Source organism: Zavarzinia sp. CC-PAN008, from assembly GCF_051903925.1.
GTDB lineage: Bacteria > Pseudomonadota > Alphaproteobacteria > Zavarziniales > Zavarziniaceae.
Genome location: NZ_CP173678.1, coordinates 3,995,974 through 4,016,196 on the forward strand (window position 1 = coordinate 3,995,974; position 20,223 = coordinate 4,016,196).

At 70.0% G+C, this 20,223-nt stretch carries 20 protein-coding genes; 12 read left to right on the forward strand and 8 right to left on the reverse strand.

All coding sequences use genetic code 11. The annotated features are described in order from the left end of the window. The first annotated feature begins 9 nt into the window (after positions 1–9). From puhE to ACI6GS_RS18725, 3 genes are all read left to right on the forward strand, one after another. Positions 10–786, forward strand: a complete 777-nt coding sequence (gene puhE, locus ACI6GS_RS18715) for a putative photosynthetic complex assembly protein PuhE (protein ID WP_439814981.1) — start codon at positions 10–12, stop codon at positions 784–786. Positions 787–865: 79 nt separating this feature from the next. Beyond that, positions 866–2,089 carry a 5-aminolevulinate synthase gene (gene hemA / locus ACI6GS_RS18720; protein ID WP_439817990.1) on the forward strand — a complete coding sequence of 408 codons (1,224 nt, stop codon included), beginning with the start codon at positions 866–868 and terminating at the stop codon, positions 2,087–2,089. 19 nt (positions 2,090–2,108) lie between these two features. Beyond that, positions 2,109–2,834, forward strand: coding sequence for an aspartate/glutamate racemase family protein (locus ACI6GS_RS18725; RefSeq protein ID WP_439814982.1), 726 nt, complete (start codon positions 2,109–2,111; stop codon positions 2,832–2,834). On the opposite strand, the gene puuE is transcribed toward ACI6GS_RS18725, so the two are convergent. Then, positions 2,819–3,730 (reverse strand): allantoinase PuuE, encoded by a 912-nt coding sequence (puuE, locus tag ACI6GS_RS18730; protein ID WP_439814983.1) that lies wholly within the window; start codon positions 3,728–3,730, stop codon positions 2,819–2,821. The genes ACI6GS_RS18725 and puuE overlap by 16 nt on opposite strands. Further along, positions 3,720–4,973, reverse strand: coding sequence for an allantoate amidohydrolase (locus tag ACI6GS_RS18735; protein ID WP_439814984.1), 1,254 nt, complete (start codon positions 4,971–4,973; stop codon positions 3,720–3,722). The genes puuE and ACI6GS_RS18735 overlap by 11 nt, the downstream gene beginning before the upstream one ends. A gap of 119 nt (positions 4,974–5,092) precedes the next feature. Between ACI6GS_RS18735 and ACI6GS_RS18740 the strand changes: the two genes are divergently transcribed. Continuing rightward, the gene (locus tag ACI6GS_RS18740; protein WP_439814985.1) at positions 5,093–5,863 is read left to right on the forward strand and encodes a creatininase; all 771 of its coding nucleotides are present in this window, start codon (positions 5,093–5,095) and stop codon (positions 5,861–5,863) included. 156 nt (positions 5,864–6,019) lie between these two features. Here the strand turns inward: ACI6GS_RS18740 and ACI6GS_RS18745 are convergent, their stop codons facing one another. After that, complete coding sequence (locus ACI6GS_RS18745; RefSeq protein ID WP_439814986.1) at positions 6,020–7,315, reverse strand: cytosine deaminase; 1,296 nt, start codon at positions 7,313–7,315, stop codon at positions 6,020–6,022. Next, positions 7,312–7,779: a nucleoside deaminase gene (locus tag ACI6GS_RS18750; RefSeq protein ID WP_439814987.1), complete on the reverse strand. Its 468-nt coding sequence runs from the start codon at positions 7,777–7,779 to the stop codon at positions 7,312–7,314. Before ACI6GS_RS18750 ends, ACI6GS_RS18745 begins: the two co-directional genes overlap by 4 nt. A gap of 226 nt (positions 7,780–8,005) precedes the next feature. On the opposite strand from ACI6GS_RS18750, the gene ACI6GS_RS18755 reads away from it, so the two are divergent. The 6 genes from ACI6GS_RS18755 to ACI6GS_RS18780 all read left to right on the forward strand — a co-directional run bounded on the left by ACI6GS_RS18755 (position 8,006) and on the right by ACI6GS_RS18780 (position 13,444). Next, positions 8,006–8,524, forward strand: coding sequence for a VOC family protein (locus ACI6GS_RS18755; protein WP_439814988.1), 519 nt, complete (start codon positions 8,006–8,008; stop codon positions 8,522–8,524). A 79-nt stretch (positions 8,525–8,603) separates the two neighbouring features. Then, entirely contained in the window at positions 8,604–9,827 is a 1,224-nt protein-coding gene (locus tag ACI6GS_RS18760) for an ABC transporter substrate-binding protein (protein ID WP_439814989.1), read from the forward strand. 148 nt (positions 9,828–9,975) lie between these two features. Beyond that, a complete protein-coding gene (locus tag ACI6GS_RS18765; RefSeq protein ID WP_439814990.1) occupies positions 9,976–11,088 on the forward strand; it encodes an ABC transporter ATP-binding protein in 1,113 nt (370 codons plus the stop codon). A gap of 153 nt (positions 11,089–11,241) precedes the next feature. Continuing rightward, positions 11,242–12,171: an ABC transporter permease gene (locus tag ACI6GS_RS18770; RefSeq protein ID WP_439814991.1), complete on the forward strand. Its 930-nt coding sequence runs from the start codon at positions 11,242–11,244 to the stop codon at positions 12,169–12,171. Next, entirely contained in the window at positions 12,171–12,968 is a 798-nt protein-coding gene (locus ACI6GS_RS18775) for an ABC transporter permease (protein WP_439814992.1), read from the forward strand. Before ACI6GS_RS18770 ends, ACI6GS_RS18775 begins: the two co-directional genes overlap by 1 nt. Then, positions 12,965–13,444: a VOC family protein gene (locus tag ACI6GS_RS18780; RefSeq protein ID WP_439814993.1), complete on the forward strand. Its 480-nt coding sequence runs from the start codon at positions 12,965–12,967 to the stop codon at positions 13,442–13,444. Before ACI6GS_RS18775 ends, ACI6GS_RS18780 begins: the two co-directional genes overlap by 4 nt. Positions 13,445–13,493: 49 nt before the next feature. On the opposite strand, the gene upp is transcribed toward ACI6GS_RS18780, so the two are convergent. Continuing rightward, positions 13,494–14,168 carry a uracil phosphoribosyltransferase gene (upp, locus tag ACI6GS_RS18785; RefSeq protein ID WP_439814994.1) on the reverse strand — a complete coding sequence of 225 codons (675 nt, stop codon included), beginning with the start codon at positions 14,166–14,168 and terminating at the stop codon, positions 13,494–13,496. Positions 14,169–14,264: 96 nt separating this feature from the next. Between upp and ACI6GS_RS18790 the strand changes: the two genes are divergently transcribed. Then, positions 14,265–15,482 (forward strand): hypothetical protein, encoded by a 1,218-nt coding sequence (locus ACI6GS_RS18790; protein ID WP_439814995.1) that lies wholly within the window; start codon positions 14,265–14,267, stop codon positions 15,480–15,482. Between the two features lie 9 nt (positions 15,483–15,491). Then, positions 15,492–16,124, forward strand: coding sequence for a Vgb family protein (locus ACI6GS_RS18795; protein WP_439814996.1), 633 nt, complete (start codon positions 15,492–15,494; stop codon positions 16,122–16,124). Between the two features lie 58 nt (positions 16,125–16,182). Here the strand turns inward: ACI6GS_RS18795 and ACI6GS_RS18800 are convergent, their stop codons facing one another. The 3 genes from ACI6GS_RS18800 to hflK all read right to left on the reverse strand — a co-directional run bounded on the left by ACI6GS_RS18800 (position 16,183) and on the right by hflK (position 20,142). Next, positions 16,183–17,649, reverse strand: a complete 1,467-nt coding sequence (locus tag ACI6GS_RS18800; protein WP_439817991.1) for a DegQ family serine endoprotease — start codon at positions 17,647–17,649, stop codon at positions 16,183–16,185. A 124-nt stretch (positions 17,650–17,773) separates the two neighbouring features. Next, entirely contained in the window at positions 17,774–19,003 is a 1,230-nt protein-coding gene (hflC, locus tag ACI6GS_RS18805) for a protease modulator HflC (protein WP_439814997.1), read from the reverse strand. Further along, positions 19,000–20,142, reverse strand: coding sequence for an FtsH protease activity modulator HflK (gene hflK / locus ACI6GS_RS18810; RefSeq protein ID WP_439814998.1), 1,143 nt, complete (start codon positions 20,140–20,142; stop codon positions 19,000–19,002). The genes hflC and hflK overlap by 4 nt, the downstream gene beginning before the upstream one ends. Positions 20,143–20,223 lie beyond the last annotated feature (81 nt).

The window sequence follows — 20,223 nt, forward strand, 5'->3', positions numbered from 1 at the left end:
AGCGCGGCGATGGGCGGGCATGGCTGGGCGGTCCTGTTCGCCATCCTTCTGTGGTGGGCCAGCACGGGCCTGATCATCGCCCTGTGCGCCCTGCCCGCACGCACCTTCCGCGGCAGCCTGCTGGCGGCGGGCCTGGTCCTGGCGGCGGCGCTCTATGGCCTGGGCGAACTGGCCTGGATGACGACGCCGGAAGCCGCGTACGGCGCCTTCCTCTGCGCGCTGGCGGTCTGGGGCTGGCTCGAGATGAGCTTCCTGATGGGTTTCCTCACCGGTCCCCGGGCCGAGCCCTGCCCCGCCGGTGCGCAGGGCTGGCGTCGCTTCCGCCTGGCGCTGGACACACTGCTCTATCACGAGCTGGCGATCCTGGCGGCTGCGGTCCTGATCGTGGCGCTGAGCTGGGACGCGCCCAACCAGGTTGGGGCCGGCACCTTCCTGATCCTGGCGGTGATGCGGATCAGCGCCAAGCTGAACATCTTCCTGGGCGTGCCCAATCTCAGTGACGAGATGATGCCGGCGCGCCTGGCCTACCTGAAGTCGTATTTCCGCAAGCGCCGCTTCAACGGCCTGCTGCCCGTCTCGATCCTGGGGGCCAGCGCCTTCGCCACGGGCCTGGCCCTCCAGGCAGCCGGCGCCCAGGGCGCGGAGGCGGTCGGGGCTGCCCTGATGGCAACACTTCTGGGGCTTGCGGCGCTCGAACATTGTTTCATGATCCTGCCGCTGCCCGATGCCATGCTATGGCAATGGGCAATGCCCGGCAGGCCACGCCCGCCGGCGGACGAGACTTGAGGGCCGGGCCATGACTGGACCGGATCGGATTGGGCCGGAGAGCTATGGGCAGGCAGCGCCCATGACCGGGAGGACGCAGATGGATTTCGAGGCCTTCTTCGCGCGCGAACTGGATGTCATCCGCCAGGACGGCCGCTACCGCGTCTTTGCCGAGCTGGAGCGCAAGGCCGGCGCCTTCCCCAAGGCGAAGCGCCACGCCAACGGCACCACCGCCCCCGTCACCATGTGGTGCTCCAACGACTATCTGGGCATGGGCCAGCACCCCAAGGTGCTCCAGGCCATGCACGAGGCACTGGACGCCTGCGGCGCCGGCGCCGGCGGCACGCGCAACATCGCCGGCACCAACCATCTCCACGTCCTGCTGGAGCAGGAACTGGCCGACCTCCACGGCAAGGAGGCGGCGCTCATCTTCACCTCGGGCTATGTCTCGAACTGGGCGGCGCTGGGCACGCTGGCCAGCCGCATTCCGGGCTGCATCGTCTTCTCCGACGCCGGCAACCATGCCTCGATGATCGAGGGCATCCGCCATTCCCGCGCCGAATGCGTCGTCTTCAAGCACAATGACGTCGCCGACCTGGAGCAGAAGCTGGCCGCCGCCGACCCCGCGGCGCCCAAGCTGATCGCCTTCGAATCGGTCTATTCGATGGACGGCGACATCGCCCCCATCGGCGCCATCTGCGACGTGGCCGAGCGCTTCGGCGCCATGACCTACCTGGACGAGGTCCATGCCGTGGGCCTCTATGGCCCGCGCGGCGGCGGCATTGCCGAGCGCGACGGCCACATGCACCGCCTGACCATCATCGAGGGCACCCTGGCCAAGGCGTTCGGCGTGCTGGGCGGCTACATCGCAGGGTCGGCCGCGGTCTGCGACTTCGTGCGCAGCTTCGCCTCCGGCTTCATCTTCACGACCGCGCTGCCGCCTGCGGTGGCCGCCGGGGCCCGCGCCGCGATCCAGCACCTGAAGGAAAGCACCGTCGAGCGCGAACGCCACCAGGACCGCGTGGCCCGCACGCGGCACAAGCTGCGGGCGATCGGCATCCCGATGCTGGACAATCCCAGCCACATCATCCCGGTGATGGTCGGCAACCCGCACAAGTGCAAGCAGATCAGCGACTGGCTGATGGAAAACCACGGCATCTACGTCCAGCCGATCAACTATCCCACCGTGGCCCGGGGCACGGAGCGCCTGCGCTTCACGCCCTCCCCCTTCCACTCGGACGCCGATATCGACCACCTCGTCGCGGCCCTGAGCGAGATCTGGTCCCACTGCGCCCTGGCCCGGGTCGCCACCGCCGCGGAGTAGCAGCCCGCCCCTGCCGGTCATGCGCATTCTCGTCGTCAATCCCAACACGACGGCGCGCATGACCGACGGCATCGCGCGCGCCGCGCGGGCCGTCGCCGCACCGGGGACGGAGATCGTGGCCGTCACCAACCGCGCCGGCCCCGTCAGCATCGAAGGCTTCTATGACGAGGCTTTCGCCGTGCCCGGCATGCTGGCCGAACTTGCGGCGGCAGACGGGATCGACGGCGCCGTCATCGCCTGTTTCGACGATACCGGCCTGGACGCCGCCCGCGCCCTGCTCGACGTCCCCGCCGTCGGCCTGTGCGAGGCGGCCCTGACCGCGGCCGGCCTGATCGGCAGCCGCATTTCCGTCGTCACCACGCTCGCCCGGTCCATCGTGCCGATCGAGGGACTGGTGCGCCGTTACGGCTTTGCCGAGCGCGCGCGGGTCCATGCCTCGGACATTCCCGTGCTCGCCCTCGACGACCCGCAGTCCGGGGCCAGCGCACAGCTTGAGGCGGCGGTCGGCCAGGCGCTGGCGCAGGACCGCAGCGACGTGGTCGTGCTGGGCTGTGCCGGCATGGCCGAACTCACCGCCCGCCTCTCGCAGCGTTTCGGCGTGCCCGTGGTCGACGGTGTGGCCGTGGGCGTGAAGCTGGTGGAGGCGCTGGTCGGCCTCAACCTCCGCACCAGCAAGGCCGGGCCCTATGCCCGGCCCCTGGCCAAGCCCTATCTCGGCCCCTTCAAGGATCAGGCCCCGCGCTGAGGCGGATGCCGCGCGTGCCAGTGGCGGGCAATGTCGGCCCGCGTCGCCACCCACACCCCGTCGTGCCGCGCGATGTGGTCCAGGAAGCGGATCAGCCCCGCCGCCCGGCCCGGCCGCCCGGCCAGGCGGCAGTGCAGCCCGACCGACATCATCTTCGGCGCCTCCGCACCCTCGGCATGGAGCACGTCGAAGCTGTCCTTCAGGTACTGGAAGAAATCCTCGCCCGTGCCGAAGCCCTGCGGATTGATGAAGCGCATGTCGTTGGCATCGAGCGTATAGGGCACGATCAGGTGCGGCCCGGCCTGCACGTTGACCCAATAGGGCAGGTCGTCGGCATAGGAGTCGGACGAATAGAGCAGGCCGCCATGCTCCAGCACCAGGCCCAGGCTCCGCTCCGACGTCCGCCCGGTGTACCAGCCCAGCGGCGGCGCGCCCGTGGCCGCGGCGTGCATGGCCAGTGCCTCGTGGAAATGCGCCCGCTCCACCTCCGGCGCCAGGGCGGCATAGTCGATCCAGCGCTTGCCGTGGGAGGCGATCTCCCACCCCGCCTCGCCCATCGCGGCGACGCAGTCGGGATTGCGGGCCAGCGCCTGGGCCACGCCGAACACGGTCACGGGCAGGCCCCGCGCCGTGAACAGGCGCCACAGCCGCCAGAACCCGGCGCGGGTACCATATTCGAACATCGACTCGACGTTCATGTGCCGCCGTCCCGGCCAGGGCTGGGCGCCCAGCACGTCCGACAGGAACGCCTCCGACGCGGGATCGCCGTCCGGCACCCAGTTCTCGCCCCCTTCCTCGAAGTTCAGGACGAACTGCACGGCGACGCGTGCCCCGCCCGGCCAGTCGGCAAAGGGCGGATTGCGGCCATGGCCGCGGAAGTCGCGCTCAGGCCCCATGCCCTGTCTCCAGTCCTTGCGCGAACAGGTCGATGAAGCGGCCGAACACCCGCGTCGCCAGGCCCGCGTCGGCGGCCGTGATCGACTCGGCAGGGTTGTGGCTGACACCCCCACGGCAGCGCACGAACAGCATGGCGATGGGGGCCAGGGCGACGATGGCCATGCCGTCATGCCCCGCCCCGCTGGGCAGCGCCATGCTGGCCGCCCCTTCGTCCGCCGCCGCCTGCGCCATCAGGGCCTGAAGCGCAGGGTCGCAGTCGGCCGCCGCCTCCTCATGCGTCGTCACCACGTCCAGGCCGACGCCGCATTCGCCCGCCACCGCGTTCAGCCGTGCCGCGATGTCCGCGACCAGGGCTTGGCGCCGCGCGTCCACGCCACAGCGCGCGTCGACGGTGAAGCGCACCTGCCCCGGCACGACATTGACCGCGTCTGGCGACACGGCCAGGCGCCCGACCGTCGCGACCAGGCCGGGCTCGCTTTGCGCCGCCGCCTCGACCTCCAGCACCATGCGCGCCGCCGCCACCAGGGCATCCCGGCGCAGGCCCATGGGCACCGTCCCGGCATGGCCCGCGACCCCCGTCACAGTCACCGCCAAGCGCGTCGCCCCCTGGATCGCCGTCACCACGCCCAGCGCCAGGCCGCGCGCCTCCAGCACCGGCCCCTGCTCGATGTGCACCTCGGCAAAGGCCAGGATCTCGCCCGGTGCGCGCGCCGCCCGGCCGATCGCCGCGGGGTCCAGGCCGAACGCCGCCATGGCCTGGCCCATGCTGGTTCCGGCGGCATCCGTCCGCGCCAGCAGGGCCGGGTCCAGCGTGCCCGCGATGGCGCAGCTGCCGATCAGGCCGCAGCCAAAGCGCGTCCCCTCCTCATCGGCAAAGGCGGCAACCTCGACGGCACAGGGCAGGCGCCGGCCCGCGCGGTTCAGGGCATCGACACAGGCGATGGCCGACAGCACGCCCAGCATGCCGTCGTACTTCCCCGCATCCCGCACCGTGTCGAGGTGCGAGCCCAGAAGCAGTGCGGGCGCCCCCGGCGTCGTCCCCTCGTACCGGCCGATCAGGGTGCCGACCGCATCGGTGCGCACCGCCATGCCCGCCTTGACCATCCAGCCCGCGGCCAACGCATTGGCCGCCGCGTGCTCGGGCGTCAGGTACAGGCGGGTCAGGCCGGGCCCGGCGCTGATCGCGGCCAGTTCGTCCGCCCGCGCCAGCAGCTCAGCGCCCAGCGCCTCGTCGTCGATCACGTTGCCCCTCGCCCCCCAATCACCGATCCGGAAACTGCAGGATGCGTGCCAGCGGTCCCGCTGGGCGTGCTTCTTGCTTGGCCAGGCGCACGACTGACCTGTTGCGAGACACCGAAGCGATGCCCGAAATCCGCATGGACCGCCTGTCCTGGCCCGACTACCAGCGCCGCGTGCAGCAGGATGGCGCCGCCGTGTTCCTCCCCCTGGGGGCCACGGAACAGCACGGCCCCCACATGGCGATGGGCACCGACCAGGTCCTGCCGACCGCGATTGCGGCAGAGGTTGCCCAAAGACTGGGCGGCCTGCTGGCACCCACGCTCGCCTATGGCTACAAGTCCCAGCCCAAGTCGGGCGGCGGCAACCATTATGTCGGCACGACCAGCGTCTCCGGCACGACCCTGATCGGACTGGTGCGGGACATCCTGTGCGAACTGGCGCGCCACGGGGTGAAGCGCATCGTCGTCCTCAACGGCCACATGGAGAACACGATGTTCGCGGTCGAGGGGATCGACCTGGCGCTCCGCGACCTGCGCGCCGACGGCATCGCGGACGTGAAGATCCTCAAGGTCGAGTACTACGAGTTCCTGTCCGGGGAGGTTCTGGACAAGGTGTTCGATGGGGATTTCCGCACCTGGGCCCTGGAGCACGCGGCCACGTTCGAGACGTCGCTGATGCTGCATTTCGCGCCCGACCTGGTGGACCTGTCTCGCCTGCCCAACGACGCGCCGGCCGACTTCCCGCCCTATGACGTCTATCCGACCGTGGTCGACTGGGTCCCGCCCTCCGGCGTCCTCTCCCCCGCCCACGGCGCCAGCGCCGAAAAGGGCCGCTGGATCGCCGAGGACATCATCACCCGCATGACCGCGACCCTGGCGCCGGCGCTGGTGTAAGCAAAGCCGAACAGTTGCACCAGCATCCTTCGAGACGCCCTTTCAGGGCTCCTCAGGATGACGCCTGTTGTAAAGGATTGAAAAACAACGGCGTCATGCTGAGGAGGCCTGCCTGTAGGCCGTCTCGAAGCATCTGGTGCTACGCCTTCGCCTGCCTCACTGCGGCCCGGCTGGCAGCACCCCGGCGTCGAAGTTGCTCTGGCCTTCGGGCAGGTTCAGCTCCGTCGTCACCGGCGCGGTGCGGGCGATCACCCGGCCACGCCGCATCACGTGCAGGCGCGCCGGCTTGATGCGGATTGCCTCGATCACGTTGGCCGCCTGGAGCACGACCAGGTCTGCATGCGCGCCGACCGCCAGGCCGTAATCCCCCAGGCCCATCACCGCGGCGGCCTGGGTCGTGACGCCGGCAAAGCACTGCTTCAGGCCGGCCTCGCCCGTCATGTGGCCGGCATGGGCGCCCATGGAGGCGACCTCCAGCATGTCGGCATTGCCCAGCGGGTACCACGGGTCCATCACCGAATCATGCCCCAGCGCCACCTTCAGGCCGGCGGCGTTCAGCTCATCCACCCGCATCATGCCGCGCCGCTTGGGATAGGTGTCATAGCGGCCCTGCAGGTGCATGTTGGCCAGCGGGTTGGCGATGCAGCACAGGTCCGCCTCGACCAGCAGGCCCAGGAGCTTGGAGAAATACTGGTTGTCGAACGAGTGCATGGAGCACAGGTGCGAGCCGGACACCCGCCCCTGCAACCCATGGCGCACCGTCTCCGCCGCCAGGCGCTCGACGAAACGCGACGCCGGATCGTCCGTCTCGTCGCAATGCAGGTCGACCAGCAGGCCCCGGTCCGCCGCGATGCGGCAGAGTTGGCGCACCGACTCCGCCCCGTCCGCCTCGGTCCGCTCGAAATGGGGAATGCCGCCAACGACGTCGACGCCCAGGTCCAGCGCCCGCTCCAGGTTGGCGGCGTTGTTGGGATCGCGCAGGAAGCCGGCCTGCGGGAACGCCACCAGCTGAAGGTCCATGAAGGACGCGACCTCCCGGCGGACCTGCAGCAGCGCCTCCACCCCCACGAGGTTCCGGTCGGTCACGTCGACATGGCTGCGCACCGCCAGCAGCCCTTGCGCCGCCGCCAGCCGGCAGAAGGTCAGCGCCCGGCCGACGATCGCCTCCTGCGTCAGGTCGGGGCGCATGCCGGCCCAGATGCGGATCCCCTCGAACAGGGTGCCGCTCTGGTTGCGCTGGTCCGTGGCGGTCAGGGCCAGGGTCGCATCCATGTGGAAATGCGCGTCGACGAAGGGGGGCGTCACCAGCCGCCCGGTCGCGTCGATCTCGGCCGCCGCCGTCGCCGCCAGCGCCGGCTCCAGCGCTGCGATCCGCCCGTCCTTGATCCCGATGTCGATGCCGGTCCGCCCGTCGGGAAGATTGGCCCCGCGGATGATGGTGTCCAGGCTCATGGCTGGAACCCCGGCATCTTCGCCCAGTCGTCCAGCACGGCGCGCGCCTCCTCCGCCAGCAGGCGCTCGGACGGCAGGGTGCGCTCCGCGATCGCGGTGCGCACCAGGGTCTTCAGCGTCTCGACGTCATAGCCGATGTCCTCGGCATCCTTGAGCGTGTTGGCGTAGTAGAGCTTGTCGATGCGGGCCCAATGGATCGCCGCCACGCACATCGCGCACGGCTCGCACGAGGTGTAGAGCTCGCACCCCGACAGGTCCCAGGTGCCGAGCTTCTGCCCGGCATCGCGGATCGCCACCACCTCGCCATGCGCGGTCGCGTCGTGGGTGGAGGTGACGGTGTTGCCGCCCTCGCCCACGATCACGCCGTCCTTCACCACCACGGCGCCGAACGCACTGCCCAGGCCCTGCTCCACCTGGTGCCGGCTGATCGCGATCGCCCGCCGCATGAAGTCCTGCTTGTCCACCCTGATCCTCCTCAAGCCTATCGCATCCATTCAGCATGGCCCGTGCCACAACGGCGGCTGCATCCGGATCGCCGAACCTGACCCGATCAGGCCGCCGACGCTGCCCAGCGCGGCACCAGTCTGCCCATTCCATAGCCAGTTTGCGGCTCTGCCCAATGTTCGGGCACATGCAACGCGGCGGCACGTCTCTTGCCTCCCATGCACCAGAGGCGAGGAGACGATTGCGATGACGAGCATGTGCGCGGTGACCGGCCTGTTCCATGTCCTGGTCAAGACGAACGACATCGACCAGACCCTGGCCTTCTATTGCGGCCTGCTGGGGCTCAGGAAGGCCAAGCGCCCGCCCTTCGGCTTCCCCGGCGCCTGGCTTGCCTGTTCGACGCCGCAGGGCGACATCATCATCCATGTCTGGTGCGGCGGCCCCGCCATGGGGCCGGGCGGCCGCTCGCCCTATGGCACGGCGACCATCGACCACCTGTCCCTCACCGCCATCGGGCACGAGGGTTTCCGCGCCCGCTTCCAGGCGGCGGGCCTGCCCTGGCGGGAGTTCCTGATCCCCGAGACGACGCTCTACCAGATGTTCGTCTACGACCCCAGCGGGGTGCAGATCGAACTGACCTTCGACATGGATGGCGAGCCGCCGCTGCCCGGCCCCATCCCGCCGGAGCGGCTCTATGCGCCCGAGGTGAAGTGGTTCGACCTCGACACCTATCCCCGCCTACCCCCGGTCCCGGCCACCGCCTGACCCGCAGGTCCGGGGTCTGGCACGCCGCTTGCTTTTTCCGGGGCAGGCGCGTCGGGGACGCGCAGCAGGGGAGAGCACGATGGCGAGCACGCCTGAAGACACTGCCAAGGCATCGACCGTTGCAGCCACGGCCGAGGCCGCGACGACCACGCCCGGCGCTGCGGAGAAGGTCGCAACGACGCCGGTCACGCGCCGCTCGTTCCTGGCCGGCGCTGCCGCTGCCGTGGGCGTCGTCGGCTGGTCGAACCTGACCATCATCAACAAGGCCAAGGCCGCGACCACGCTGCGCGTCCTGGCCTGGCCCGGCTATGACGAGAAGCCGGTGGTGGGCGAGTTCGAGGAGAAGTTCGGCGTCAAGGTGGAGTTCAAGAACTACATCGGCGGCGAGCAGATGCTCCAGTACTTCGCCCAGTCGCCCAAGGGGACTTTCGACGCCATCATCTCGGACGCCGAATACGTCCAGAAGTTCACGGCCCAGGGCGCGCTCGACGTGCTGAACCCCGCCGACTTCCCGGCGCTCAAGGACTATCACCCCAAGTACCAGGATTTCGCGCCCCTGCGCGCCGAAGGGGGCAAGACCTACGGCATCGGCACGCGCTTCAGCTTCTATGGCGTCTCCTACAACACCAAGTTCGTGTCGGAGGAGGAGGTCGACAGCTGGTCCAAGCTGCTGGACCCCAAGTTCAAGAACCGCCTCAGCATGTTCGACTGGTACCTGCCGAACATGAGCAATGCGAGCCTGGCCGTCTTCCCCAACAGCCAGACGCCGTGGGACATCTCGAACGAGCAGCTGGCCCAGGTGAAGGACTGGCTGATGAAGCTGCGGCCGCAGATCCAGTCCTTTGCCGAACAGAACCAGGGCCTGGTCTCCGCTCTCGTGAACGAGGACGCGATCGCCACCCCCTATGGCGACATGGACATCGAGATGACGGTGGCCGGCTACGACAACTTCGCCTGCACCGTGCCCAAGGAAGGCTCGATCCGCTGGACCGAGGCGGCGTGCCTGGCCAAGGACAGCATGAACAAGGATCTGGCGCTCGAATGGATCAAGTACATGTCCGACGCCAAGATCCAGGCGAGCCTGGTCTACACCAAGGGCTTCAAGGCCCGCGCGCCGAACATGAAGGTCGTCGACTTCTGGGATGACGAACAGAAGACCATCATGAAGTACATCCCCGACCCCAAGAACCCGGGGAAGATGCTGGTCGAAAGCCTGATCGACCTGACGGCCCCGCGCGGCCTGCCCAAGCAGCAGCCCGAAGCCGACTGGCAGGCCATCTACAACGCCTTCAAGTCCGCCTGAGCGCGGCCAGGTCCTGATAGCCACCTCATCCTGAGGAGGCCGCAGGCCGTCTCGAAGGATGGGCCGCCAGCGCTGGTGGCCCATCCTTCGAGGCTCCGCTTCGCTCCGCACCTCAGGATGAGGTGTGCGAGCTGCAAATGAGGTTGCCTTGAGTGCAGTCCAACGCCCACTCCCCCTCTCGCCCGATCTCGACATGCGGGCGATCTGGAAGCGCTTCGGCGACTATGTCGCGCTGAAGGGCGTCGACCTGCGTGTCGAGCGGGGCGAGTTCATCGCCATCATGGGCCCCAGCGGCTGTGGCAAGACCACGCTGCTGCGCATCATTGCGGGGCTTGAGACGATCGACAGCGGCGTGGTCCGCATGCGCGACGTGCCCGTGGACGACGTGCCGGTGCACAAGCGGACGACCCGGCTGGTCTGGCAGAACTACGCCCTGTTCCCCCACCTGTCGGTGCGCAACAACATCGCCTTCGGCCTGACTCTGAAGCGCCACGACCGGACGGAGGTCGCCCGCAAGGTCGAGGCGGCCGCCGCCATGGTCCAGATCGAGCCGTTCCTGGACCGCAAGCCGGCCCAGCTCTCGGGCGGGCAGAAGCAGCGCGTGGCGATTGCCCGCGCCCTGGTCTGCGAGCCCGACATCCTGCTGCTGGACGAGCCGCTGTCGGCGCTGGACGCGCACCTGCGCATCAAGGTCCAGGCCGAGCTGAAGCGCCTGCAGCAGCGCCTGGGCATCTCGTTCATCTACGTCACCCACAACCAGAGCGAGGCCTTCTCCATGGCCGACCGGGTCGTGGTGATGAACCAGGGCAGGATCGAGCAGATCGGCACCCCCCAGGACATCTTCGTGAAGCCACAGACCCGCTTCGTGGCCGAGTTCGTGGGCGCCAACAACATCTTCGACGGCAACGTCACATCGACCATGAACGGCATCGTCCGCGTGGCGACCGGCGCCGGCACGATCGAGGTGATCTCAACCGACATGCTGGCCCCCGGCCAGCCGGTCGCCCTGGTCGTCCAGGCGGCCAAGATGCGCCGCACGCCCACGGACGAGCCGTTCGAGAACCGCATCGACGTCGTCCTGACCGCGACCGAGTTCATCGGCTCCCAGGTCATGTACTACCTGGCGACGGCCGACGGGTCCGAGATCCGCATGATCGCGCAGGAACCGTTCGGCGCCTCCGCCGTCCGCGCGGGCGAGACGATCCCCCTCTACTGGTCGCCCGAAGACGTCGTCATCCTCCCCGCCGAGGTGTCAGCGTGAGGGCGCTCACACAATCCCCCTCCCCCCTCGCGGGGGAGGGAGGGGTGGGGGGGCGTCGACGCACGCGCAAGTCCAGAAGCCTGGCACACGCGGCACCGACCCCCCATCCCAACCTTCCCCCGCGAGGGGGGAAGGGGTTCCGGATGCGCTCGCATGACTGACGTCGCGATGCCCGTGGCAGCGCCACGCCGAAAGAATCCCATCAACGCGCTCAAGGCATTCGTGCTGGGCCTGCCGACCGCCTATTTCGTGGCCTTCTTCGTCGGCCCCCTGGCCTTCCTGGTCATGCTGGGCTTCTGGGGGATCGAGAACTATCAGGTCGTCGCCACCTGGTCGGTCGCGAACTATGTCGACATCGCGGCCAACATGGTCGACCAGTCCAATTACGGCCTGGCGATCCTGCAGTCGCTCTATGTCTCGACCACGACGGCGCTGTGGGCGGTGCTGCTGTGCTACCCGTTCGCGCTGGCGATCGTCTTCGCCGTGCCGCAGCGCTGGCAGCGCCTGGTCCTGCTGCTGGCGGTGGCGCCGTTCTGGACCAGCTACATCCTGCGCCTCTATGCCTGGCAGATCCTGCTGGCCAAGCGCGGCATCATCAATGCGGGCTTCGACTTCATCGGCCTGCCGGGGGTCGAGCAGGCCTGGATCTATACCCAGGTGGCCACCCGCATCGGCCTGATCCACTACCTGGCGCCGATCCTGATCGTCGTCCTCTATGTCACGATCAACAATATCGACCGCACCCTGATCGAGGCCGCGCGCGAGCTGGGTGCCACGCGCTTGCAGGCCTTTCGCCGCGTGATCCTGCCGCTCAGCCGGACGGGCATCATCCTTTCGGCCTCGTTCGCGACGATCATCAGCTTCGGCGACGTCCTCTCGGGCTCGCTGCTCGGCGGCGGCGCCGGGCCGTCGGCGCTGGGCTCGCTGCCGCTCTATTCGAACCTCGTCATCCGCGAATATGCCAGTTCGACCAACCTGCCGCGCACGGCGGCGATGGCGATGATCCTGGTCCTCATCATGGTGTCGTTCCTGGTCGCCAGCTTCTGGGCGACGGAACGCTCCGCCAGGCGGGATGCCGCCTGATGAAGGGCCTCACCCTGCTGGGCCGCGTCTACCTCGCCATCGGCTTCGTCTTCCTGATGCTGCCGATCGCGACCCTCGTCATCTTCTCGTTCCAGAAGAACCAGTACGCCTCGATCCCCGGCCAGGGCTGGAGCTTTCGCTGGTACGAGAAGCTGTTCAACGACGGCACCCTGCTGGACGCCCTGACCAGCAGCCTGATCGTCTCGCCGCTGGCCGCGACGGGTGCCTCCATCCTGGGCTTCCTGGCGGCCTATGGCGTGCATCGCTGGCGCTTTCGCGGGCGCACGACGCTGATGCTGACGATCATGCTGCCCCTGATGATCCCGGGCCTGATCCTGGGCGTCGCATTCCTGGGGCTGCTCTCGCGCGTCGGCATGCAGGGCCAGCTGCTCAGCGTGCTGCTGGCGCATGTCGTCCTGGTCACGGCACCGGCCATGGCGATCATCCAGCTGCGCCTGTCGCAGATGCCGCCTGAGTTGGAACAGGCGGCCTGGGACCTGGGGGCGACCGAGTTCCAGACGATGATGCGGGTCGTCCTGCCCTTTGCCGCCAGCGGCATTGCCGGCGGCTGGCTGCTCGCCTTCACCTTTTCCTTCGACGAGTTCGTGATCGCCTGGTTCGTCTCCGGCTTCGACAAGACGCTGCCGGTTGCCGTCTACGAATACATCGTGGGCTCTGCCGACCCTTCGCTCAACGCCATGGCCAGCATCATCTTCGTGCTGTCCGGCATCGCCCTGATCGGGGTCGAGCTGGCACTGATCCCGATGCTGATGCGCAAGCCCAAGGAGGCAGCGTGACCGGCATCACGGGCCTGCACCATCACGCCTGGCGCTGCCGCGACGCGGCGGAAACGCGCGCCTTCTACGAGGGCCGGCTGGGCTTTCCCCTGGTCCACGCGGAACGCAGCGACGGGCCGCATGGCCCGGTGTTGCACATGTTCTTTGCCCTGCCGGATGGCACGTTCCTGGTCTTCATCGACCTGGGCGACGGCCAGCCGGTCCAGCCCTCCCCCAACACGCCGGCGGGGATCAACCACCTCAGCCTGGCGGTCGCCAGCCTGGAGCAAGTGGATGCCGTGAAGGCGTCGCTTGAGGTCGCGGGCATCGCCGTCACCGGCCCCGTCGACTACGTCATGAGCCGCTCGATCTACCTGACCGACCCCAACGGCCTGCTGGTGGAAGTCGCCGCGACCCGCGGCACCCCAACCGAGGTCGCGGCACGCCGCGACGCCGGCCTTGCCTGCTTCGACGCCTGGCTGGGGCGCTCGGGCTGAACCACCAGCTCCCTCCCCCACCTTCGGCGGGGGAGGGCTAATGATCGACCTACTTCGTGCCGAACAGGCGGTCGCCGGCGTCGCCCAGGCCCGGCATGATATAGCCCTGCGCATTCAAACCCTGGTCGATGCCGGCGGTGAAGATCGGAACATCCGGGTGGGCTGCGCGCACCGTCGCCAACCCCTCGGGCGCCGCCAGCAGGCACAGGTAGCGGATGTCGGTGCAGCCCGCCTGCTTCACCCGGTCGATCGCCGCCACGGCCGAGTTGCCGGTCGCCAGCATCGGATCCAGCACGATCGCCATGCGCTCGCCGATGTCGTTCGGCAGCTTCAGGAAGTACGGCACAGCCTGCAGCGTGTCATGGTCGCGATAGAGGCCGACATGGCCGATGCGCGCCGCCGGCACCAGTTCCAGCATGCCGTCCAGCAGGCCGTTGCCGGCGCGCAGGACGCTGACCAGGCACAGCTTCTTGCCCGCCAGCATGGGTGCGCGGCAGGTCGTCAGCGGCGTCTCGATCTCCACCTCCTCCAGCGGCGCATCGCGCAGGACCTCATAGGCGACGAGCATCGCGACCTCCCGCACCAGGCGGCGGAACTCGCCGGTCACGGTGTCCTTGCGCCGGATCACGCTCAGCTTGTGCTGGACCAGCGGGTGATCGACCCAGACCACTCCTTCGGGCACAGGCGGCGGTGTCGGCATCGGATCGGCCTCGCGGTCGGGCATCGGGGATTGCCAGCATGCCCTGCGCCGCCACCCCGGCGCCAGGGTCGGGGCTGCGGCGGCTTGACCGGCTGGCGCGCGGCGCGCCAGCCTGACTCCATGGACTCCGTCATCAATGCGGCGGCGCGGGCGCTTGCGGCCGGCGATCCGCTGGGCGGGCTGAACCGGGTGGCGCTGCGCGACGATCCGCCCGCGCTGGCCCTGCGCGGCATCGCCCTGGCCCAGCTGGGCGACCTGGAGCGGGCCCGCGCCCTGGTCCGGCGCGCCGCCGCCGCCTTCGGCCCGCGGGAGGCGGTGGCCCGCGCCCGCTGCGTCCTGGCGGAGGCGGAGATCGCCTTCGCCGCCCGCGACCTGGCCTTTCCGGCGGAGCGCCTGGCCGCCGCCCGGGACGTGCTCGCGGCGCGCGGCGACCGGCCCAACGCTGCCCATGCCCGCCTGATCGAGGGGCGGCGCCTGCTGCTGGTCGGCCGCCTGGACCAGGCGGCGGAGGCGGTCTCGCCCCTTGCCGGGGTCGACCTGCCGCCGGTGCTGCGGGCGACGCACCTCCTGGTCCTGGCCGGCATCGCGCTGCGTCGGCTGGACGTGGCGCGCGCCCGCACCGACCTGGCCGCGGCGGCAAATGCGGCGGCCCGCATCCCCGCCCTGGCGGCAGAGGTGGCGGCCGCGCGGCGGATGCTGGACCAGCCGGCCGCCCGCCTGCCCGACGGCAGCACCCTGACGCTGGAGCAGGTGGCGGCCCTGCGCGCCCGCGACGCCGTGCTGGTCGATGCCTGCCGCCATGCCGTGTCGGGCCCCGCGGGCGCGCAACGGCTGGACATTCCGCTGGCCCGGCGCCCGGTCCTGTTCGCCCTGGCCCGGGCCCTGGCCACGGCCTGGCCCGCCGACGTGCCGCGCCTGCACCTGCTGCGCCAGGCCTTCGGGGCGCGTCATGACGACGAGTCGCACCGCGCGCGCCTGCGGGTGGAGGTGGGACGCCTGCGTGGCCTGCTGGCGCCGCTGGCCGCGATCCGGGCGACGCCGCGCGGCTTTGCCCTGGCACCACTGGGGCAGCGCCCCGTCCTGGTCGTGGAACGGCCCATCGCGGAGCCGCACGGCCCCCTCCTCGCGGTGCTCGCCGATGGCGAGGCGTGGTCCAGCTCGGGCCTGGCGCTGGCCCTGGGCACCAGCCAGCGCAGCGTGCAGCGCGCCCTGGACGACCTGGCGGCGGCGGGCAAGGTTCAGGCCTTCGGGCGCGGTCCGGCCCGACGCTGGACAACGCCGCCCCTGCCCGGGATCGCGACCACCTTGTTACTCCAGGCGCCGCTGCCGCTTGGCTAGGATCGCGCCATGACCAGGTCCCCCACCACGATCCTGCGCGAATACGGCCCCTATCCCGGCGCCGACAGCGTTCACGGCGTCACCTTCGACGGGCGCCATGTCTGGTTCGCCTCCGACGACCGTCTCAACGCGGTCGACCCCGACAGCGGCGCGCTGGTGCGCACGATCGACGTGCCCGCCCATGCCGGCACCGCCTTCGACGGCCGCCACCTCTACCAGCTGGCGGATACGCGCATCCAGCGCATCGACCCGGCCAGCGGGCAGGTCGTGGCCACGATCCCGGCCCCGCCGGGTGGCGCCTCCGGCATGGCCTGGGCGGAGGGCTCGCTCTGGGTCGGGCAGTACCGGGAGCGGCGCATCCACCAGGTCGACCCGGCGACCGGCGCCATCCTGCGCACGATCGAGAGCAACCGCTTCGTCACCGGCGTGACCTGGGCGGACAGTTCCCTGTGGCATGCGACATGGGAGGATGACGCCAGCGAGCTGCGCCGGCTGGACAGCACGACCGGCGCCGTGCTGGAGACGCTCGACCTGCCGCCCGGCATCATCGTCTCGGGGCTGGAGGCCGACGGCCAGGGCCGCTTCTTCTGCGGCGGCAGCCGCACGGGCAGGATCCGCGCCGTGCGCAAGACCGGCGCATGAAGTCCTGGCCCAAGGGCCCTCCCCCATCGCACGCGACGAGGGAGGGAGAGCAGGATCCCTAGTTCTTGGGATCCAGGCGGAGCGCCACGAAGCGCAGGTCGCCGGCGCGGTTCAGCAGCAGCAGCACCGACTTGCGGTCGCCCTTCTGGACCTCGTCGATCTTGGCGCCGACATCGGCCGGCACCCCGACCTCCTTCTGCGCCACCTCGACGATGACGTCGCCCGCGCGGATGCCCTTCTCGGCGGCGGCGCTGTCCGGCTTCACCTCGGTCACGACCACGCCCTTGACGTCCTCGGCGACCTCGAACTTGGTGCGCAGCTCGGGCGTCAGGCCGGCCAGGGTCATGCCCAGCACTTCCAGCCCGCGGGCCGGGGCGGCGGGCGTCTCCTGCGCGGCCGCGGCGGCTTCCTCCTCGGTCTCGTCCAGCTGGCCGACCTGGACCTGAACCGTCTGCTCCTTGCCGCCGCGCCAGATCTTGACGTCGACCGTCTTGCCGATCGGCGTCTCGGCCACGATCCGCGGCAGCGAGCGCATGTCCTCGATCGGCTTGTTGTCGAAGGTCAGGATGACGTCGCCCGCCTCGATCCCGGCGGCGACGGCGGGGCCTTCCTCGCTGATGCCGGCGACCAGGGCGCCGCGCGCCCCGTCCAGTCCCAGGCTCTCGGCAATCTCGTCCGTGACCGACTGGATGCGCACGCCCAGCCAGCCGCGCCGCGTCTCGCCGAACTCGGCAAGCTGGGCCACGACCTGCCGCGCGATCGACGACGGAATGGCAAAGCCGATGCCGACGCTGCCGCCGGTGGGCGAGAAGATCGCCGTGTTGATGCCGATCACCTTGCCCTCGGCATTGAACATCGGCCCGCCCGAATTGCCCCGGTTGATCGAGGCATCGGTCTGGATGAAGTCGTCATAGGGCCCGGCATTGATGTCGCGGTTGCGCGCCGAGATGATGCCCGCCGTGACCGAGCCGCCCAGGCCGAACGGGTTGCCGATGGCCAGCACCCAGTCGCCGACCCGGCCGCGGTCCGAATCGCCCCATTCCACGCCGACCAGCGGCTTGGTCGGGGTGACCTTCAGCAATGCCAGGTCGGTCTTGGGATCGTGGCCCTTCAGTTCGGCGGTCAGCTTGGTGCCGTCGTGGAAGGTGACGGTGATCTCCTCAGCGTCGGCGATGACGTGGTTGTTGGTCACGATCAGGCCGGCCGCCGCGTCGATCACGAAGCCGGAGCCGAGCGAGGTCACGCGCCGCTGCGCCTGGTCGCCCCCGCGCCGCTGGCGGTCGAAGAAGTCCTTGAAGAAGTCCTCGAACGGCGAACCGGGCGGGAACTGCGGCATCGGCACTTCTTCTTCCTGGCCGGCCGCCCCGTTCACCATCTGCGTCGTCGAGACGTTGACGACGGACGGGATCAGCCGCTCCGCCAGGTCGGCAAAGCTGGGCGGGCCGGACGTGGCGGCCAGGGCCGGCGGCGCCTGGACGGTCAGCGCGGGAACGGCGGCCACGCTGGCCAGCGCCGCGCCGGCCATCAGCACACGGACAAGTTGGGTCCGCGCGCCCTGGGCCCGTGGATATGAGTTCAAGACCGGCTCCTTCGCATGGGGTGTCGCGGGGCGACCATCGGCTGCGCGATCTGGGACAAGCATTGTGGACTCATTGTGGCGCGGGCGCAGCCGCGTCGCCTGCGCCACCACCCTCGGCCGGCGCAGGTGCCGCGTCTGTGACGGGCGGCACGGCCGGCGCGGCGGCGGGCGCGCTGGCGCCCCCCGCCGACCCGTCGAGCGGCGCCGGCGCCGGTGCGGGCGTCCCCGGGACCGGCGACTCCGGTGCGGGCGCGTCCGGCGCGGGCAGCGCCGGGACGGTGCCGTCCGCCGGCATCATCGGCGCGGGCTCGATCAGCAGCGGGGTCGACGCGGGATCGGCACCCGGCACCGGGGGCAGCACCACGGGGGCCGGCTGCGGGATCGGGATCGGCGTCGCGTTGGGATCGCTGGGCGCCGCCGCCACCGCCTCGTCCATCCCGGCCGAAGAGCCGAGGAAGCGCAGGAACGGGCTGGCCGGAGACAGGACCATCGTCGTCGTCTCCTTGGTCAGCGCGGTCCGATAGGCCTCCATCGAGCGGTAGAAGGCATAGAACTTCGGATCGCGGCCATAGGTCTCGGCGGCAATCCGCGCGGCCTCCGCATCGCCCTGGGCGCGGGTGATCTGCGCCTCGCGCCGCGCCTCGGCCAGCAGCACCGTGCGCTGGCGGTCGGCGTTGGAGCGGATCCGCTGCGCCTCCTCATAGCCCTGCGCGCGGTACTCGCGGGCTTCCTGCTCGCGGTCCGTCTGCATGCGGCGGAAGATCGCCTGGCTGTTGGCGTCAGGCAGGTCGGCGCGGCGGATGCGCATGTCGACCAGCTGGATGCCGAACTGGACGACCTGCGGATTGACCAGTTCGCGCACCCGGCGCATCAGGTCGGCGCGCCTGTCGCTGAGCACGGTGCGGAACTCTTCCGAGCCCATGACCTGGCGCAGGGTGGAGTTGATCAGCGTGCCCAGGCGGGTGCGCGCCACGTCCACATTGTTGACGCTGGTATAGAAGCGCAGCGGATCGACGATGCGGAAGCGGGCAAAGCTGTCGGCGACCAGGCGGCGCTGGTCGCGGGTGATCAGCTCCTCGGTCGGCGCGTTGAGGTTCAGCGTCCGCTTGTCCAGATAGACGACGTTCTGCACGAACGGCACCTTGGCGTGCAGGCCGGGCTCGACGACCACGCGGCGGGGATCGCCGAACTGCAGCACGATCGCCGACTGCGTCTCCGACACGACGAAGAGCGACGAGCCGATCAGGGCAAAGCCACCGATGAGGATGACGCCCAGGATGACCAGGAAGCGCTGGCTCATTGCACGGCCCCCGACTGCGCGGGCGCCGCGGGCGCGGGCCTCAGCTCGTTGAGCGGCAGATAGGGCACGGCCCCCGTCCCCCCGCCATTGCTCCCGGACGTATCCAGGATCGTCTTGTTCATCTCGGACAGCACGCCCTCGACCGTCTCCAGGAACAGGCGCTCGGCAATGACCTCGCGGGCCCGCACGAACTCGTTGAAGACCGACAGGAAGCGCGCCGCATCGCCCTGGGCCCGGGTCACGACCTCGGTCCGATAGGCCTGCGCCGCCTGGATGTCGCGGACCGCGTCGCCGCGGGCGCGTGGGATGATGTCGTTGGCATAGGCGCGCGCCTCGTTCTGCTGGCGCACCATGTCGGCCTGGGCCGACTGCACGTCGCGGAACGCCTCGACCACCTGGGCCGGCGCCGCCACGTCCTGCAGCAGCACGGTCAGGACGCGGATGCCGGCGTCATAAGAATCCAGCGTCTGCTGGATCTGGGCCAGCACGCGGCGCTCGATCTGCGGCCGCTCCTGGGTCAGCGCGCCCTGGAACGTCGTCTGGCCCACCACCTCGCGCATCACCGATTCGGCCACGGCCTTCACGGTCTGCTCCTGCGGCTCCTGCACGTTGAACAGGAACTTGGCGGGATCGGCGATCTGCCAGGTCACGACGAAGTCGATGTCGATGATGTTCTCGTCGCCGGTCAGCATCTGGCTTTCCTCCAGCACGTCGCGGCTGACCGCGTTGCGGCTGTCGGAGCTGGTGAAGCCGACGCTGACCTGGTTCGTGAACAGCACCTTGGGCGTCAGCGCGACCGCGATCGGCGCCGGCCAGTGCCAGTTCAGGCCGGGCTGGGCGGTATGGGTCCACTTGCCAAAGGTCAGGACGATGCCCTGTTCCTCGGGCTCGACGCGATAGAAGCCGGTCGCCATCCACAGGGCGAACAGGGCTGCGGCGGCGACAAGAATGCCGCGCGCGCCCCAGCCGCCGCCACTGCCCGGGATCATCCCCCGGAATCGGTCCTGCCCCCGCCGGAACAGTTCTTCGAGATTGGGCGGCTGCGGGCCATTGCCGCGCGGACCCTGGCCCCACGGGCCGCGGTTGCCACCGCCGCCGCCGCTTTGCCAGCCTCCGCCGCCCTGATTCTGCCACGGCATCGGGTTCGACCTCTCCTCTGCTGAACTTGGGGTGCTTGGACCCAGGGCCGGCGTTTGCCCGCCGGTCTTCGCCTATATAGG

What these genes read in the sequence shown, in the direction of transcription:
- puhE (WP_439814981.1), top strand. Translation starts at nt 10, where the DNA reads ATGGGCGGGCATGGCTGGGCGGTCCTGTTCGCCATCCTTCTGTGGTGG.
- hemA (WP_439817990.1), top strand. Translation starts at nt 866, where the DNA reads ATGGATTTCGAGGCCTTCTTCGCGCGCGAACTGGATGTCATCCGCCAG.
- ACI6GS_RS18725 (WP_439814982.1), top strand. Translation starts at nt 2,109, where the DNA reads ATGCGCATTCTCGTCGTCAATCCCAACACGACGGCGCGCATGACCGAC.
- puuE (WP_439814983.1), bottom strand. Translation starts at nt 3,730, where the DNA reads ATGGGGCCTGAGCGCGACTTCCGCGGCCATGGCCGCAATCCGCCCTTT.
- ACI6GS_RS18740 (WP_439814985.1), top strand. Translation starts at nt 5,093, where the DNA reads ATGCCCGAAATCCGCATGGACCGCCTGTCCTGGCCCGACTACCAGCGC.
- ACI6GS_RS18745 (WP_439814986.1), bottom strand. Translation starts at nt 7,315, where the DNA reads ATGAGCCTGGACACCATCATCCGCGGGGCCAATCTTCCCGACGGGCGG.
- ACI6GS_RS18755 (WP_439814988.1), top strand. Translation starts at nt 8,006, where the DNA reads ATGACGAGCATGTGCGCGGTGACCGGCCTGTTCCATGTCCTGGTCAAG.
- ACI6GS_RS18760 (WP_439814989.1), top strand. Translation starts at nt 8,604, where the DNA reads ATGGCGAGCACGCCTGAAGACACTGCCAAGGCATCGACCGTTGCAGCC.
- ACI6GS_RS18770 (WP_439814991.1), top strand. Translation starts at nt 11,242, where the DNA reads ATGACTGACGTCGCGATGCCCGTGGCAGCGCCACGCCGAAAGAATCCC.
- ACI6GS_RS18775 (WP_439814992.1), top strand. Translation starts at nt 12,171, where the DNA reads ATGAAGGGCCTCACCCTGCTGGGCCGCGTCTACCTCGCCATCGGCTTC.
- upp (WP_439814994.1), bottom strand. Translation starts at nt 14,168, where the DNA reads ATGCCCGACCGCGAGGCCGATCCGATGCCGACACCGCCGCCTGTGCCC.
- ACI6GS_RS18790 (WP_439814995.1), top strand. Translation starts at nt 14,265, where the DNA reads ATGGACTCCGTCATCAATGCGGCGGCGCGGGCGCTTGCGGCCGGCGAT.
- ACI6GS_RS18795 (WP_439814996.1), top strand. Translation starts at nt 15,492, where the DNA reads ATGACCAGGTCCCCCACCACGATCCTGCGCGAATACGGCCCCTATCCC.
- ACI6GS_RS18800 (WP_439817991.1), bottom strand. Translation starts at nt 17,649, where the DNA reads ATGGCCGGCGCGGCGCTGGCCAGCGTGGCCGCCGTTCCCGCGCTGACC.
- hflC (WP_439814997.1), bottom strand. Translation starts at nt 19,003, where the DNA reads ATGAGCCAGCGCTTCCTGGTCATCCTGGGCGTCATCCTCATCGGTGGC.
- hflK (WP_439814998.1), bottom strand. Translation starts at nt 20,142, where the DNA reads ATGCCGTGGCAGAATCAGGGCGGCGGAGGCTGGCAAAGCGGCGGCGGC.